The 14806-nt window shown below is 61.9% G+C and carries 16 protein-coding genes; 9 read left to right on the top strand and 7 right to left on the bottom strand.

The annotated features are described in order from the left end of the window. The first annotated feature begins 224 nt into the window (after positions 1-224). The 4 genes from ABVN20_RS15465 to ntrC all read left to right on the top strand — a co-directional run bounded on the left by ABVN20_RS15465 (position 225) and on the right by ntrC (position 4100). Complete coding sequence (locus tag ABVN20_RS15465; RefSeq protein WP_368556579.1) at positions 225-734, top strand: DUF4124 domain-containing protein; 510 nt, start codon at positions 225-227, stop codon at positions 732-734. Beyond that, positions 731-1351: a DUF4124 domain-containing protein gene (locus ABVN20_RS15460; protein WP_368556578.1), complete on the top strand. Its 621-nt coding sequence runs from the start codon at positions 731-733 to the stop codon at positions 1349-1351. The genes ABVN20_RS15465 and ABVN20_RS15460 overlap by 4 nt, the downstream gene beginning before the upstream one ends. A 230-nt stretch (positions 1352-1581) precedes the next feature. Next, entirely contained in the window at positions 1582-2667 is a 1086-nt protein-coding gene (glnL, locus tag ABVN20_RS15455; protein ID WP_368556577.1) for a nitrogen regulation protein NR(II), read from the top strand. Then, on the top strand, positions 2664-4100 hold the full coding sequence (ntrC, locus tag ABVN20_RS15450) for a nitrogen regulation protein NR(I) (protein WP_368556576.1): 1437 nt from the start codon (positions 2664-2666) through the stop codon (positions 4098-4100). Before glnL ends, ntrC begins: the two co-directional genes overlap by 4 nt. Positions 4101-4649: 549 nt before the next feature. Here the strand turns inward: ntrC and ABVN20_RS15445 are convergent. After that, positions 4650-5090 (bottom strand): hypothetical protein, encoded by a 441-nt coding sequence (locus ABVN20_RS15445; protein WP_368556575.1) that lies wholly within the window; start codon positions 5088-5090, stop codon positions 4650-4652. Between ABVN20_RS15445 and trmL the strand changes: the two genes are divergently transcribed. After that, entirely contained in the window at positions 5089-5544 is a 456-nt protein-coding gene (gene trmL, locus ABVN20_RS15440) for a tRNA (uridine(34)/cytosine(34)/5-carboxymethylaminomethyluridine(34)-2'-O)-methyltransferase TrmL (protein ID WP_368556574.1), read from the top strand. The two genes, ABVN20_RS15445 and trmL, sit on opposite strands and share 2 nt — an antisense overlap. A gap of 129 nt (positions 5545-5673) precedes the next feature. Here the strand turns inward: trmL and secB are convergent, their stop codons facing one another. Genes secB through ABVN20_RS15425 form a run of 3 tightly spaced genes read right to left on the bottom strand, consistent with a single transcriptional unit; the run spans position 5674 to position 6870 of the window. Beyond that, positions 5674-6159 (bottom strand): protein-export chaperone SecB, encoded by a 486-nt coding sequence (gene secB / locus ABVN20_RS15435; RefSeq protein WP_368556573.1) that lies wholly within the window; start codon positions 6157-6159, stop codon positions 5674-5676. A 41-nt stretch (positions 6160-6200) separates the two neighbouring features. After that, entirely contained in the window at positions 6201-6455 is a 255-nt protein-coding gene (grxC, locus tag ABVN20_RS15430; protein ID WP_368556572.1) for a glutaredoxin 3, read from the bottom strand. Between the two features lies 1 nt (position 6456). Continuing rightward, positions 6457-6870, bottom strand: coding sequence for a rhodanese-like domain-containing protein (locus ABVN20_RS15425; protein ID WP_368556571.1), 414 nt, complete (start codon positions 6868-6870; stop codon positions 6457-6459). Positions 6871-7021: 151 nt separating this feature from the next. Between ABVN20_RS15425 and gpmI the strand changes: the two genes are divergently transcribed. The 4 genes from gpmI (at position 7022) to ABVN20_RS15405 (ending at position 12224) form a co-directional block, all read left to right on the top strand. Next, positions 7022-8551 (top strand): 2,3-bisphosphoglycerate-independent phosphoglycerate mutase, encoded by a 1530-nt coding sequence (gpmI, locus tag ABVN20_RS15420; RefSeq protein ID WP_368556570.1) that lies wholly within the window; start codon positions 7022-7024, stop codon positions 8549-8551. A gap of 251 nt (positions 8552-8802) precedes the next feature. Continuing rightward, on the top strand, positions 8803-10095 hold the full coding sequence (locus ABVN20_RS15415; protein ID WP_368557713.1) for a murein hydrolase activator EnvC: 1293 nt from the start codon (positions 8803-8805) through the stop codon (positions 10093-10095). Between the two features lie 31 nt (positions 10096-10126). Further along, positions 10127-11446, top strand: a complete 1320-nt coding sequence (locus ABVN20_RS15410; RefSeq protein ID WP_368556569.1) for a S41 family peptidase — start codon at positions 10127-10129, stop codon at positions 11444-11446. 1 nt (position 11447) lies between these two features. Then, the gene (locus ABVN20_RS15405) at positions 11448-12224 is read left to right on the top strand and encodes a divergent polysaccharide deacetylase family protein (RefSeq protein WP_368556568.1); all 777 of its coding nucleotides are present in this window, start codon (positions 11448-11450) and stop codon (positions 12222-12224) included. A 181-nt stretch (positions 12225-12405) separates the two neighbouring features. Here the strand turns inward: ABVN20_RS15405 and ABVN20_RS15400 are convergent, their stop codons facing one another. The 3 genes from ABVN20_RS15400 to hisA form a co-directional block, all read right to left on the bottom strand. Next, positions 12406-13161, bottom strand: coding sequence for a substrate-binding periplasmic protein (locus ABVN20_RS15400; protein ID WP_368556567.1), 756 nt, complete (start codon positions 13159-13161; stop codon positions 12406-12408). A gap of 121 nt (positions 13162-13282) precedes the next feature. Continuing rightward, a complete protein-coding gene (hisF, locus tag ABVN20_RS15395) occupies positions 13283-14053 on the bottom strand; it encodes an imidazole glycerol phosphate synthase subunit HisF (protein ID WP_007897430.1) in 771 nt (256 codons plus the stop codon). A gap of 9 nt (positions 14054-14062) precedes the next feature. Further along, a complete protein-coding gene (gene hisA / locus ABVN20_RS15390) occupies positions 14063-14800 on the bottom strand; it encodes a 1-(5-phosphoribosyl)-5-[(5-phosphoribosylamino)methylideneamino]imidazole-4-carboxamide isomerase (RefSeq protein WP_368556566.1) in 738 nt (245 codons plus the stop codon). Between the last annotated feature and the right edge of the window lie 6 nt (positions 14801-14806).

Genomic DNA, 14806 nt, shown 5'->3' with positions numbered 1-14806 from the left:
CTTTTTTATGCCCGCCATCAAAGCGCCTGTCGGGCTCTCTGTGGGAGCGACGGTGCGACGATTCGACCTGCTCGCGAAAAATGCACAGGCGATGCAAGCCTTCAGGAAGTCCGCGTTATCGTTCATCGCGAGCAGGCTCGCTCCCACAGTTAAGCCTTATGCTGGAGAATTCCCCCAACCCTGACCTATGCTGCAACCCAACGCCTTCATTTCTGGTCGAGTTCATGGGTCGTGGTTTTCTGCTCATCCTGCTGCTGATCGCTCTGCCCGCCGCAGCGCAGATCTACAAGTACACCGACGCTGCCGGCAACACCGCCTACAGCAATCAACCACCGGATGGCGTGCAGGCGCAGCCGGTCGAATTGCCACCACTCAACAGCGTGGAGCGCCAGGCGCCGCCGGCTCCGCCAGCCGAAGCGTCCAGCAGTGAGCGCCCGCGCAGTGCCTACGAGGTGCTGGAGCTGACCAACCTGCCCACCAGCGAAGCCCTGCGCGCCAACAATGGCACCTTCACCGTCACCGTACTGATCAAGCCCAGACTGCAAGGCCCGCATCTGTTGCGCCTGCTGCTGGACGATCAGCCATACGGCCAGCCGAGCAACGTGCCGATCCTGCAACTGGTCAACATTGATCGCGGCACCCACAGCCTGGCGGTGCAGGTGATCGACGGGGAAAACGTCGTCCAGCAGAGCCCCAGCGTGACCTTCACCCTGCAACGGGTGCATAAGCCGTGAGAGTGTGGTTGCTCAGCGCCTGCCTGATCGCGCTGCCCGTATCCGCCGAGGTGTTCACCTACACCGATGCCGAAGGCAATCGGGTGTTTACCGATCAACCGGGGACCAGCAACGCCAAGCGAGTGCCACTGACCAAGAGCAATCGCATGTCTGCCACCCCGACCGCCGCGCCACCGCCGAAAACCGAGAAGAACGCCGCGCCCAAGGCCGTATTCCACTACAACATGCTCAGGGTCCTGATCCCCGAACCCGACGCCACCATCCGCAGCAGCACCGGCGAGCTGATCGTCAGCATCACCAGCGAACCCGGCCTGCAAGCCGGCCATCGCTACCGCCTGCTCCTCGACGGCCAACCCACCGCCGAACCCGGCCCCAGCCCGGTGTTCGCCCTTTCCAACATTGATCGCGGCAGTCATCAACTGTCCATCGAGATTCTCGACGAGCAGGGGCGCACGGTCGAACGCACGGCCAATCAACCCTTCCACATGCAACGCATCTCCCTTGCGCAGAAACGCAAAGTCCAGCCCTGCACGCTGACCGACTACGGCCAGCGACCGGAATGCCCGCTCAAGGACAAACCGGAAGAAGAAAAAAGCACCTTCCTGCCCTTCTTCTGACGCCATCTCGCTTTACGCACTATATTGGTGCAAATGCCTGCACCGCATTCACGTACCAGCCCATTTTGGTTCGAAAACACCCGTAAAAGCTGGCATAACGCCACAACATTGAGCGTCAAACGCCTGTTTCAGGCGCCAAACGCTTCTTTTCGGAGCCTTGGTTTGGTTTTTGCATTTTCCATGCATCAGCGCGGTATCCATGCGCGCGCCCTGCTCCAAAAGAGGTCCAGATGACCATTAGCGACGCACTGCACCGATTGCTACTCGACAACTTGACCACGGCCACCATCCTGCTCGACGACGAACTGCGCCTCGAGTACATGAACCCGGCAGCGGAAATGCTCCTGGCCATCAGCGGCCAGCGCAGCCATGGGCAATTCATCAGCGAGCTGTTCACCGAATCCACCGAAGCGCTGAATTCCCTGCGCCAGGCGGTCGAGCAGGCGCACCCGTTCACCAAGCGCGAAGCGATGCTCACCGCCCTCACCGGCCAGACCCTGACCGTCGACTACGCAGTGACACCGATCCTGGCCAACGGCGCCACCCTGCTGTTGCTGGAAGTCCATCCGCGCGATCGCCTCCTGCGCATCACCAAGGAAGAGGCGCAGCTGTCGAAACAGGAAACCAGCAAGATGCTGGTGCGCGGCCTCGCCCACGAGATCAAGAACCCGCTGGGTGGCATCCGTGGCGCCGCGCAATTGCTGGCCCGCGAGCTGCCCGAAGACAGCCTGCGTGACTACACCAACGTGATCATCGAGGAAGCCGATCGCCTGCGAAACCTGGTCGATCGCATGCTCGGCTCCAACAAGCTGCCGTCACTGGCCATGTGCAACGTTCACGAAGTGCTGGAGCGCGTCAGCCAACTGGTCGAAGCCGAAAGCCAGGGCTGCATCACTCTGGTGCGCGATTACGACCCGAGCATTCCCGACGTGTTGATTGATCGCGAACAGATGATCCAGGCGGTGCTGAACATTGTGCGCAACGCGATGCAGGCCATCAGCAGCCAGAACGAGCTGCGCCTGGGCCGTATCACCCTGCGCACCCGCGCCATGCGCCAGTTCACCATCGGCCACGTGCGCCATCGCCTGGTGACCAAGATCGAGATTATCGACAACGGCCCGGGCATTCCTGCGGAACTCCAGGAAACCATTTTCTTTCCCATGGTCAGCGGTCGTCCGGACGGTACCGGACTCGGCCTGGCCATTACCCAGAACATCATCAGCCAGCACCAGGGCCTGATCGAATGTGACAGCCACCCAGGCCACACCACCTTCTCGATCTTTCTGCCACTGGAACAAGGAGCCACATCGACATGAGCCGTAGTGAAACCGTGTGGATCGTCGATGACGACCGTTCTATCCGCTGGGTCCTGGAAAAAGCCCTGCAACAGGAAGGCATGACCACCCAGAGCTTCGACAGCGCCGATGGCGTGATGAGCCGCCTGGCGCGCCAGCAGCCGGACGTGATCATTTCCGATATCCGCATGCCCGGGGCCAGTGGCCTGGACCTGCTGGCGCGGATTCGCGAGCAACACCCACGGTTGCCGGTGATCATCATGACCGCGCACTCCGACCTGGACAGCGCTGTCGCCTCCTATCAGGGCGGCGCCTTCGAGTACCTGCCCAAGCCGTTCGATGTGGACGAGGCGGTGTCGCTGGTCAAGCGTGCCAACCAGCACGCCCAGGAACAGCAAGGCCTGGAAGTGGTGCCGACCCTGACCCGCACCCCGGAAATCATTGGCGAAGCACCGGCGATGCAGGAAGTGTTTCGCGCCATCGGGCGCTTGAGCCACTCCAACATCACGGTGCTGATCAACGGCGAATCCGGGACCGGTAAAGAGCTGGTCGCCCATGCCCTGCACCGCCACAGCCCACGGGCGGCGTCGCCGTTCATTGCCCTGAACATGGCCGCGATCCCCAAGGACCTGATGGAGTCCGAGCTGTTCGGCCATGAAAAAGGCGCGTTCACCGGCGCGGCCAACCTGCGCCGTGGGCGCTTCGAACAGGCCGACGGTGGCACGCTGTTCCTCGACGAGATCGGCGACATGCCGGCAGACACCCAGACTCGCCTGCTACGCGTGCTGGCCGACGGCGAGTTCTACCGCGTCGGCGGTCATGTGCCGGTGAAGGTCGATGTGCGCATCATCGCCGCGACCCACCAGAACCTGGAAACCCTGGTGCACGCCGGGAAATTCCGCGAAGACCTGTTCCACCGCCTCAACGTGATTCGCATCCACATCCCACGGCTGTCGGACCGTCGCGAAGACATCCCGACCCTCGCCAAGCATTTCCTCAGCCGAGCCGCGCAGGAACTGGCGGTCGAGCCGAAGTTGCTGAAAAGCGAAACCGAGGAATACCTGAAGAACCTGCCGTGGGGCGGCAACGTTCGCCAGTTGGAGAACACCTGCCGCTGGATCACGGTCATGGCTTCCGGTCGCGAGGTGCACATCAGCGACCTGCCGCCTGAACTGCTGAACCTGCCGCAGGACTCGGCGCCGGTGACCAACTGGGAGCAGGCGCTGCGCCAATGGGCTGACCAGGCGCTGGCTCGCGGCCAGTCGAGCCTGCTCGACAGCGCCGTGCCGGCCTTCGAACGGATCATGATCGAGACCGCGCTCAAGCACACCGCTGGCCGTCGTCGTGATGCGGCGGTGTTGCTGGGTTGGGGGCGTAATACCCTGACGCGCAAGATCAAGGAGCTGGGGATGAAGGTCGATGGTGGGGATGATGATGAGGGGGATGAGGGCTGAATAGCCCGAGCTCTTTATTGTCGGTCAGATCCAATCGCGGGCAAGCCCGCTCCTACAGGGTAATGGGGTGTGAACACGATTTGTGGATCACCTGGGCCATTGTGGGAGCGGGCTTGCCCGCGATGCTTTTGGGGGCCGCATGCACCACCGCAAAGCACCCTGACCTGCAATCGCGCATGCCGCCCACCGGCAAAATCCGTGCACAACCCAGCAAAACCCCGCCGCGCAAAAACGCGAAAGCCCCGGTTTACGGGGCTTTCAGCATTTCAAACAGCCTTTGTGTTGCAACCTGTTAAAAACTGGCACGCCCCCTGCAATAGTCCATTCAGTGATTCGATTCACTACCCGGTTTCGGGGACCTTGGTACAGGCAGGCCGGGGATTCCCCTCTTTACATCGGGCTCACACCGCCACCGCGACGAGCCCAACCCTTTTGGGGCCCTTGATACAGGCAGGTCAGGGGTTCCCTCTTTACACCGGGCTCACGATGCAATGCGCGAGCCCTGCCGTTTTGGGGACCTTGGTACAGGCAGGCCGGGGATTCCCTCTTTTATCGCTCCCGGAGATGGATCTCCACGCGCCAGCGGTCATCGACCTCGCTACCGGACCATTCGCCCTGTAGCGGTCGGGCCGCCACCACCGACAGCAGCAAGCCCTCCTTCGTCGACAACACCCGCCAGTTCACGTTTTTGTCGTCGAGCTGCAACTGGCCCTTCTGCGCCCGGCCGCTGGCATCGAACAGCAACGCCAGGCTGCCGTCCACGAACTCGCCATGGGTCTTGGGCTCATTGTTGAACCACACCACCAGCCCGTCGCTCGTCACCTCGACTTTCTGCAATTCGCTGGGGTCGGGCGTCGTCAGGCGGCCGATCATCAGCCCCACCATCACGCCGAAAATTGCCAGCGAACCCATCACCCGCGGGAATAGTTTCGAACGCCGGTCTGCTTGCGGCGTAGAATGCCCGTCATCTTTATCTGCGGAGCCGTGCATGTTTCACGTCATCCTTTTCCAACCAGAAATTCCGCCGAATACCGGCAACGTCATCAGGCTGTGCGCCAACAGCGGCTGCCACCTGCATTTGATCGAACCGCTGGGCTTCGATATGGACGACAAACGCCTGCGTCGGGCCGGTCTCGATTACCACGAGTATGCCACCCTGCAACGCCATGCCGACCTTGCCAGCTGTTTGGAGAGCCTCGGCCATCCGCGCCTGTTCGCTTTTACCACCAAGGGCTCGCGGCCGTTCCACGACGTCAGCTTCGCCCCGGGCGATGCGTTCCTGTTCGGCCCGGAGAGCCGTGGCCTGCCCGCCGAGGTACTCGACGCCCTGCCGGGCGACCAGCGCCTGCGCCTGCCGATGCGCGAAGGCTGCCGCAGCCTGAACCTGTCCAACACCGTGGCGGTGGCGGTTTACGAAGCGTGGCGGCAGAACGGGTTCACCTGACACCCTGAAACAACTGTGGGAGCGAGCCTGCTCGCGATAACGGAGTGTCAGCCAGCTATTGCTTGATTGACACACCGCATTCGCGAGCAGGCTCGCTCCCACAATGTATTGCTTCGTCGCTGGAACGGCTTACTGAACGGTCGGAGTCTCGCCAGCCGCCTGCATGCGTTGCAGTTCCTGGGCGTACAGCGCGTCGAAGTTCACCGGGGCCAGCATCAGGGCCGGGAACGAACCGCGGGTCACCAGGCTGTCAAGGGTTTCGCGAGCGTACGGGAACAGGATGTTCGGGCAGAACGCACCCAGGGTGTGGCTCATCGAAGCGTCGTCCAGGTTCTTGATCAGGAAGATCCCGGCCTGTTGCACTTCGGCGATGAACGCCACTTCGTCACCGTTTTTCACGGTAACCGACAGGGTCAGCACGACTTCATGGAAGTCCGCTTCCAGTGCCTTCTGGCGGGTGTTCAGATCCAGACCGACGCTCGGCTCCCATTGCTGGCGGAAGATCGCCGGGCTTTTCGGGGCTTCGAAGGACAAGTCACGTACGTAGATGCGCTGCAAGGAGAATTGCGGTGCGCTATCTTCTTCGGCAGCTGCAGTGTTCTGTTGGTCAGTCATCTCAGATCCTTTGTGATCCAGTGGTCTTGTAGGGAAAACATTCAGGCCTTGAGCAGGGCGTCGAGCTTGCCGGCGCGCTCAAGGGCAAACAAATCATCACAGCCACCCACGTGGCGCTCGCCGATCCAGATCTGCGGCACCGAGGTACGGCCGGCCTTCTGGGCCATGGCGGCACGCACCTGTGGCTTGCCATCGACCTTGATCTCTTCGAAGGCCACGCCTTTGTTCTCGAGCAGGTACTTGGCTCGCGAGCAATAAGGGCAGTAATCGCTGGAATAGACGACGACGTGGCTCATATCACTTCACCAGCGGCAGGTTGTCGCCTTTCCAGCTGGAGATACCACCGGCCAGCTTGGCGGCGGTGAAACCGGATTTCATCAGCTCGCGAGCGTGAGTGCCAGCGGTCTGGCCCATGGCATCGACCAGGATGATGGTCTTGGCCTTGTGCTTTTCCAGCTCGCCGATGCGCGCCGCCAGTTTGTCGTGGGGAATATTGAGCGCGCCAACGATGTGGCCGGTGGCGAAATCCTTGGTCGCACGGATGTCGATGACAACGCCGGCGTCCTTGTTGACCAGGCCGGTCAGTTCGCCGGTGCTCAGGCTGCGACCGCCGCCTTGCATCTGATAAGCGATCAGTGCCGCCAGCAGGATGACGAAAAGACCGACGAGCAGAAAGTGGTTAGTGGCAAATTCAATCAGGTGAGCAACCATCGAAGGAGGTTCCAGGGCGTTAAAATGTCGGCCAGTATACACAGCCACTATGGTGGGCCAAACCCCGTCCGGCGGTGACGTGGCCGGAACTAAGCTTTAAACTGCCACTCCCTTTTGCATTGCCCTCTTTATTCAGCCACGAGTCGAATCCATGACTACCACGCCTAAACCTTTGGTCCTGATCATTCTCGACGGCTTCGGTCACAGCGACAGCCCTGATTCCAACGCAGTGTTTGCAGCGAAGAAGCCAGTCCTCGACCGCCTGTGGGCCACGGTACCGAACGGCCTGATCTCGGGCAGCGGCATGGATGTCGGCCTGCCGGATGGCCAGATGGGCAACTCCGAAGTCGGCCACATGAACCTCGGCGCTGGTCGTGTGGTGTATCAGGACTTCACCCGCGTGACCAAGTCGATCCGCGACGGCGGACTACTCGAAAACCCGACCATCTGCGCCGCCGTGGACAAAGCCGTCGCTGCGGGCAAGGCCGTGCACTTCATGGGCCTGCTGTCCGATGGCGGCGTGCACAGCCACCAGGATCACCTGGTCGCCATGGCCGAGCTCGCCTACAAGCGCGGCGCCGAGAAAATCTACCTGCATGCTTTCCTCGACGGTCGCGACACGCCACCGAAAAGCGCCGAGTCGTCCATCGAGCTGCTCGATGCGACCTTCCAGGCCTTGGGCAAAGGCCGCATCGCCAGCATCATCGGCCGCTATTACGCTATGGACCGCGATAACCGCTGGGATCGCGTGTCCCAGGCTTACAACCTGATCGTCGACGGCAACGGCCAGTTCAATGCCGCCACTGCCCAGGAAGGCTTGAAAGCAGCCTACGAGCGTGGCGAAAGCGACGAATTCGTCAAAGCCACCTCCATCGGTGAGCCGGTAAAAGTCGAAGACGGCGACGCCGTGGTGTTCATGAACTTCCGCGCCGACCGCGCCCGCGAACTGACCCGCGTCTTCGTCGAAGACGACTTCAAGGACTTCGAGCGCAGCCGCCAGCCGAAACTGGCCGGCTACGTCATGCTGACCCAGTACGCCGCGAGCATCCCTGCGCCTTCGGCCTTTGCCGCCGGCAGCCTGGACAACGTGCTGGGCGACTACCTGGCGAAGAACGGCAAGACCCAGCTGCGCATTGCCGAAACCGAGAAATACGCCCACGTCACCTTCTTCTTCTCCGGCGGTCGCGAAGAGCCGTTCCCGGGCGAAGAGCGCATCCTGATCCCGTCGCCGAAAGTCGCCACCTACGATTTGCAGCCGGAAATGAGCGCACCTGAAGTCACCGACCGCATTGTCGACGCCATCGACAATCAACGTTACGACGTCATCGTGGTCAACTACGCCAACGGTGACATGGTTGGCCACAGCGGCGTGTTCGAAGCGGCCGTCAAAGCCGTGGAATGCCTGGACCAGTGCGTTGGCCGCATCGTCGACGCCCTGGAGAAAGTCGGCGGCGAAGCGCTGATCACCGCCGACCACGGCAACGTCGAGCAGATGTCCGACGAAAGCACCGGGCAAGCCCACACCGCCCACACCACCGAGCCGGTGCCGTTCATCTATGTCGGCAAGCGCGACCTCAAAGTCCGCGAAGGCGGCGTCCTCGCGGACGTGGCACCGACCATGCTCAAGCTGCTGGGCCTGGAAAAACCAGCGGAAATGACCGGGACTTCGATCCTCGTCTAACCACCTCCCCTTCTGTAGGAGCGAGCTTGCTCGCGATGACGGTGTATCAATCAACGGATCATCCGACTGACACACCGTCATCGCGGGCAAGTCGAATCGTCGCACCGCCGCTCCCACAGTGGTTGTGGTGGTTTTCAGAGAGTTTTTCCGGGTTTTTCGGGCCAGTTATCACACAGCCCCAATTGGGCGTTTTTTTTGCAGCGCATGGCGGGCATACTAAGCCGTCCCTTACCCTGGTGCCGCCTGTCTCTATGCTTCGCGTCCTGATAGCCCTTGCTCTGACTTGCCTGCTCCAACCGGCCTTCGCCGACGAGCGCGCGCAAACCCAACAACAGTTGGACGCCACGCGTCAGGACATCGCCGAGCTGAAAAAACTGCTGGGCAAGCTGCAGGAAGAAAAATCCGGCGTGCAGAAAGACCTCAAGGGCACCGAAACCGAGATGGGCAAGCTCGAAAAGCAGGTCGATACCCTGCAAAAAGAGCTGAAGAAAAGCGAATCCGAATTGCAACGACTCGATGCAGAGAAAAAAAAACTCCAGAGCGCGCGCACTGAACAGCAGCGACTGATCGCCATCCAGGCCCGCGCGGCTTATCAGAATGGCCGCCAGGAGTACCTGAAGCTGCTGCTCAACCAGCAGAATCCGGAAAAATTCGCCCGTACCCTCACCTATTACGATTACCTGAGCCAGGCCCGCCTGGAACAGTTGAAGAACTTCAACGAAACCCTGCGCCAGTTGGCCAATGTCGAAAAAGACATCGGCTTGCAGCAAGCGCAATTGCTGGTGCAAAAGAGCAGTCTCGACACCCAGCGCGATGAACTCGAGAAAGTCCGCAAGGAGCGCCAGCAAGTCCTGGCCAAGCTCAACGACGACGTAAAAGCACGAGACCAGAAACTCGCCGCCCGTGAACAGGATCAGGCAGACCTGTCTAAAGTCCTTAAAACCATCGAGGAAACCCTGGCCCGCCAGGCTCGTGAGGCAGAAGAAGCGCGACAAAAAGCGCTGATCGCCCAGCAGGAAGCCGAAAAAAAGCGTTTACGTGAGGCTCAGGCTGACGCAGATGCCACTGACGCCCCACGTAAAATCAGCAAATCGACTCCCGGCGCACTGGTTTCCAGCGCAGGCGAGACCTTCGGCGGCGCTTTTGCTTCAACTCGCGGCAAACTTCCGTGGCCGGTTGATGGTCGATTGCTGGCACGTTTCGGCGAAACCCGTGGCGACGACTCGCGCACCAAGTGGGATGGCGTGATGATCAGCGCTTCCGCCGGCAGCCAGGTGCATGCCGTGCATGGCGGACGCGTGGTGTTCGCCGACTGGTTGCGCGGCGCCGGCCTGCTGGTGATCCTGGATCACGGCAACGGCTACTTGAGTCTTTACGGTCACAACCAGACGCTGCTCAAGTCTGCCGGTGACGTGGTAAAAGCCGGTGAGTCCATCTCCACTGTCGGTAACAGTGGCGGGCAGGACACGCCGGCGCTGTATTTCGCAATTCGTCAGCAGGGTCACCCCAGTGATCCGGCCCAATGGTGCCGCACGCAAGGATAAGCGTGCCGCCTAATTCAGGAGTTCGTTAGTGATGCTGCATTTGTCCCGCCTTACCTCGCTGGCCCTGACGATCGCACTGGTGATCGGCGCGCCCCTGGCGTTCGCTGCCCAACCGGCACCGACGGTCGCGCCTGCCGGCACGGCTGCAACCACCAAGGCGCCGCTGCCGCTGGACGAGTTGCGCACCTTTGCCGAGGTCATGGACCGGATCAAGGCCGCCTATGTCGAACCGGTGGATGACAAGACCCTGCTGGAAAACGCCATCAAGGGCATGCTCAGCAACCTCGATCCACACTCGGCCTACCTGGGCCCGGAAGACTTCGCTGAACTGCAGGAAAGCACCAGCGGCGAATTCGGCGGCCTGGGCATCGAAGTCGGCTCCGAAGACGGCTTCATCAAGGTGGTCTCGCCCATCGACGATACCCCGGCATCCAAGGCCGGCATCCAGGCGGGTGACTTCATCGTCAAGATCAACGGCCAGCCGACCCGCGGCCAGACCATGACCGAAGCCGTGGACAAGATGCGCGGCAAGATCGGCGAGAAAATCACCTTGACCCTGGTCCGCGATGGCGGCACCCCGTTCGATGTGACCCTGTCCCGCGCGATCATTCAGGTGAAAAGCGTCAAGGCGCAGTTGCTGGAGTCCGGCTACGGCTACATCCGCATCACCCAGTTCCAGGTCAAGACCGGCGAGGAAGTCTCCAAGGCCCTGGCCAAGCTGCGCAAGGACAACGGCAAGAAGCTCAACGGCATCATCCTCGACCTGCGTAACAACCCAGGCGGTGTGTTGCAGGCGGCGGTGGAAGTGGTCGACCACTTCATCACCAAGGGCCTGATCGTCTACACCAAGGGCCGTATCGCCAACTCCGAACTGCGCTTCTCCGCCACCGGCAAGGACGAAAGCGAAGCGGTGCCGATGGTGGTGCTGATCAACGGCGGCAGCGCCTCGGCCTCGGAAATTGTCGCCGGCGCCCTGCAGGACCAGAAACGCGCGGTGGTCATGGGCACCACCAGCTTCGGCAAGGGCTCGGTACAAACCGTGCTGCCGCTGAACAACGACCGCGCGCTGAAGATCACCACGGCGCTGTACTTCACGCCCAATGGTCGCTCGATCCAGGCCCAGGGCATCGTCCCGGACATCGAGGTGCGCAAGGCCAAGATCACCAGCGAGCAGGACAGCGAGTACTTCAAGGAGGCCGACCTGCAAGGTCACCTGGGCAATGGCAACGGCGGCGCCGACAAGCCAAGCGGCTCGGGCGGCAAAGCCAAGGCGATGCCGCAGGACGACGATTACCAGCTGGCCCAGGCCCTGAGCCTGCTCAAAGGGCTGAGCATCACCTCCGGCCGCTGAGATGCGCCTGCGGTTGCTCTTCGGCCTGCTGGCCTGCCTGGCGGGTGTTGCCCACGCAACGCCCGCCACACCAGCGCCCCACAAGGCCTACCTGAGTCTGATCATTGATGACCTGGGGCAGAACCTGCCCCGGGATCGCCGCGTACTGGCGCTGCCCGGCCCGGTGACGGCGGCGATCATGCCCGACACCCCCCACGCCACCGAATTTGCCCGCGAAGCCCATCGCGCCGGCAAGATCGTCATCCTGCACATGCCCATGGACCCGGCCACCGGCCCGTTCGCCTGGCACCCTGAGCTGCCCATCGACGAGCTGGAAAAACGCCTGAACGCCGCATTCAAGGCCGTGCCCTACACCGCCGGCATCAACAACCACATGGGCAGCCGCATGACCGCACAGCCGGCCGCCATGGCCTGGCTGATGGCGGACTTGCAGCGCCGGCACAAGTTCTTCGTCGACAGCCGCACCAGCGCGCAGACCGTCGCCGCAGCCGAGGCGCAGAAGGTCGGCCTGGCGAGCGTTTCACGGGACGTGTTCCTGGATGACGAACGCACCGAAGCGGCGATCTTCACCCAGCTACAAACCGCGATCAGCCTGGCGCGCAAGCAGGGCTCGGCGGTGATGATCGGCCACCCTTATCCGCAGACGCTGGCGGTGCTGGAGCGCGAGCTGCCCAAGCTCAAGGCCCAGGGCATTGACTGGATCGACATCAAGTTGATGATCAGCGTGCGCAGCAACAAGGCGATGGCGGGGCATGGGAAGGATGGGGTTTATCGCTGAGGCTTAAGACGCCATCGCGAGCAGGCTCGCTCCCACAGGGGTTCAGGACATGCAGGGCCATTGTGGGAGCGGCGGTGCGACGACTCGACTTGCTCGCGAAGGCGGCGTGTCAGCTAGCGAATGTGTTGACTGACACACCGCTTTCGCGAGCAAGCCCGCTCCCACATGGGAACAGAGTTAATCAGAGATACCGCGCCATGATCTCGTCGACGCCGCCTTCCTTGCGCAACTGATCGAGCGCTGCCTGCAACTTGGCGACGGTTTCGTCCGGCACGTCTTTGTTCAGCGCCAGGTACAACTCGGCGCTGTTGAAGCGCAGTACCGTCTTGAGCCCGGTCACCCCGTCCTGACGCGCCAGATAGCGGCCCGCCGGGTCACCGGTGGCCCACAGGTCGATCTGGCCGCTGGTGAGCTTCTTCGCGTTGTCCTGGTCGCGCAGCACGACGATCGGTCTCAGCCCCTGCTTGGCCAGCGTCTCGGCAATCGCATCGCCCTTGTAGGCGCCGACCTTGTACTTGCGCGCGTCATCGAGGGTTTCCAGGGTGATCTTGCTGTCGGCCTTGGCCAGCATGATCCAGTCGTCCGGACCAATCGGCCCGACCCATTTGAACAGTCTCTCCCGATCCGGCAGCCGCGCCATCACGAACACGCCGTAACCCGGTTTTTCCAGGGCGAGCTTGTAGATGCGCTCCCAAGGGAATCGCAGAGTGAGGCTGTAGGAAATTTCGGCACGTTTGAAGATCTCGCGGACGATGTCCACGGCGATGCCGTTGATGTTCTCGTCCTGGGCGAAGTTCTTGCCGTTCCTGGCCATGTTGTAAGGCGGAAAATTTTCCGTCAGCAACACCATATCGACATCAGGATTGGTAGCGGCGTGCGCCCCATTGATGAGCAGAGGTGCAACGCTGGCAAGAGCAAGAAGCAGACGTTTGATCATGACGGGCTACCGAAATCCATGGCGTACCCAAGAGTGCCTTGGGCGGGTGACGCTGTCTACTGGCCTTTTGATCTCATTGCGCGGCAAACCCTCGGAACATGGCGCTCCGAGGGCCTGGCAATCAGCGCATGACGATGCCGCGATGGGCCATGTAGGCCTTGGCTTCCTGCACGGTGTATTCGCCGAAGTGGAAAATACTCGCCGCCAATACCGCACTGGCGTGACCTTCGAGAATGCCGTCGGCCAAGTGCTGCAAGTTGCCGACGCCGCCGGATGCGATCACCGGAATGCCCAGCGCATCGCTGATGGCACGGGTCACGCCCAGGTCGAAGCCGTTTTTCATGCCGTCCTGATCCATGCTGGTCAGCAGGATTTCACCGGCGCCCAGGCCTTCCATTTTCTTCGCCCACTCGACAGCGTCGAGGCCGGTCGGCTTGCGTCCGCCGTGGGTGAAGATTTCCCAGCGCGGGGTTTCGCCTGGGCCGGAGACCTTCTTCGCGTCGATGGCGACGACGATGCACTGCGAACCGAAATGCTGCGCAGCCTCGCCGACGAATTCCGGATTGAACACCGCGGCGGTGTTGATCGAGACCTTGTCCGCGCCGGCGTTGAGCAGGTTGCGGATGTCCTGCACGGTGCGTACGCCACCGCCCACGGTCAGCGGGATGAACACCTGGCTGGCCATGCGTTCGACGGTGTGCAACGTGGTATCACGGCCGTCAACGCTGGCGGTGATGTCCAGGAAGGTAATCTCGTCAGCGCCCTGCTCGTCGTAGCGACGGGCGATCTCTACCGGGTCACCGGCATCGCGGATGTTTTCGAACTTCACACCCTTGACGACCCGGCCGTTGTCCACGTCCAGGCAAGGGATGATGCGTTTGGCCAGCGCCATGGTCAGTCCTCAGCCTTTGTACGAGTCGCAGAAAGCTTGCGCTTCGGCGACGTCGAGGGTGCCTTCGTAGATCGCGCGACCGGTGATCGCGCCGATGATGCCCGGTGCGCGGGCATCGAGCAGGGACTTGATGTCACCCAGGTTGTGGATGCCGCCGGAGGCGATCACCGGAATCTTCGTGGCCGCGGCCAGCGCAGCGGTGAACGGCACGTTGCAGCCCTGCATCATGCCGTCTTTGGCGATGTCGGTGTAGACGATGGCAGACACGCCGTCGGCTTCGAACTGCTTGGCCAGGTCGATCACCTGCACGGTGCTGATTTCAGCCCAGCCGTCGGTGGCGACGAAACCGTCCTTGGCGTCGAGACCGACGATCACCTTGCCCGGGAACGCACGGCAGGCTTCGGCCACGAAAGCCGGGTCTTTCACGGCCTTGGTGCCGATAATCACGTAGCTCACGCCAGCCTTGACGTAGTGCTCGATGGTTTCCAGGGAGCGGATGCCGCCACCGATCTGGATCGGCAGGGTCGGGTAGCGCTTGGCGATGGCGGTGACCACTTCGCCGTTGACCGGCTGGCCTTCGAAGGCGCCGTTCAGGTCGACCAGATGCAGACGGCGGCAACCGCCCTCCACCCACTTGGCAGCCATGCTCACCGGGTCATCGGAGAACACCGTGGAATCTTCCATGCGGCCCTGGCGCAGACGAACACAGGCACCGTCTTTAAGATCGATAGCGGGAATAATCAGCATCTGGCA

It is taken from the genome of Pseudomonas sp. MYb118, assembly GCF_040947875.1.
Lineage (GTDB): Bacteria > Pseudomonadota > Gammaproteobacteria > Pseudomonadales > Pseudomonadaceae > Aquipseudomonas.
This window is presented reverse-complemented; position numbering and strand designations above follow the sequence as displayed.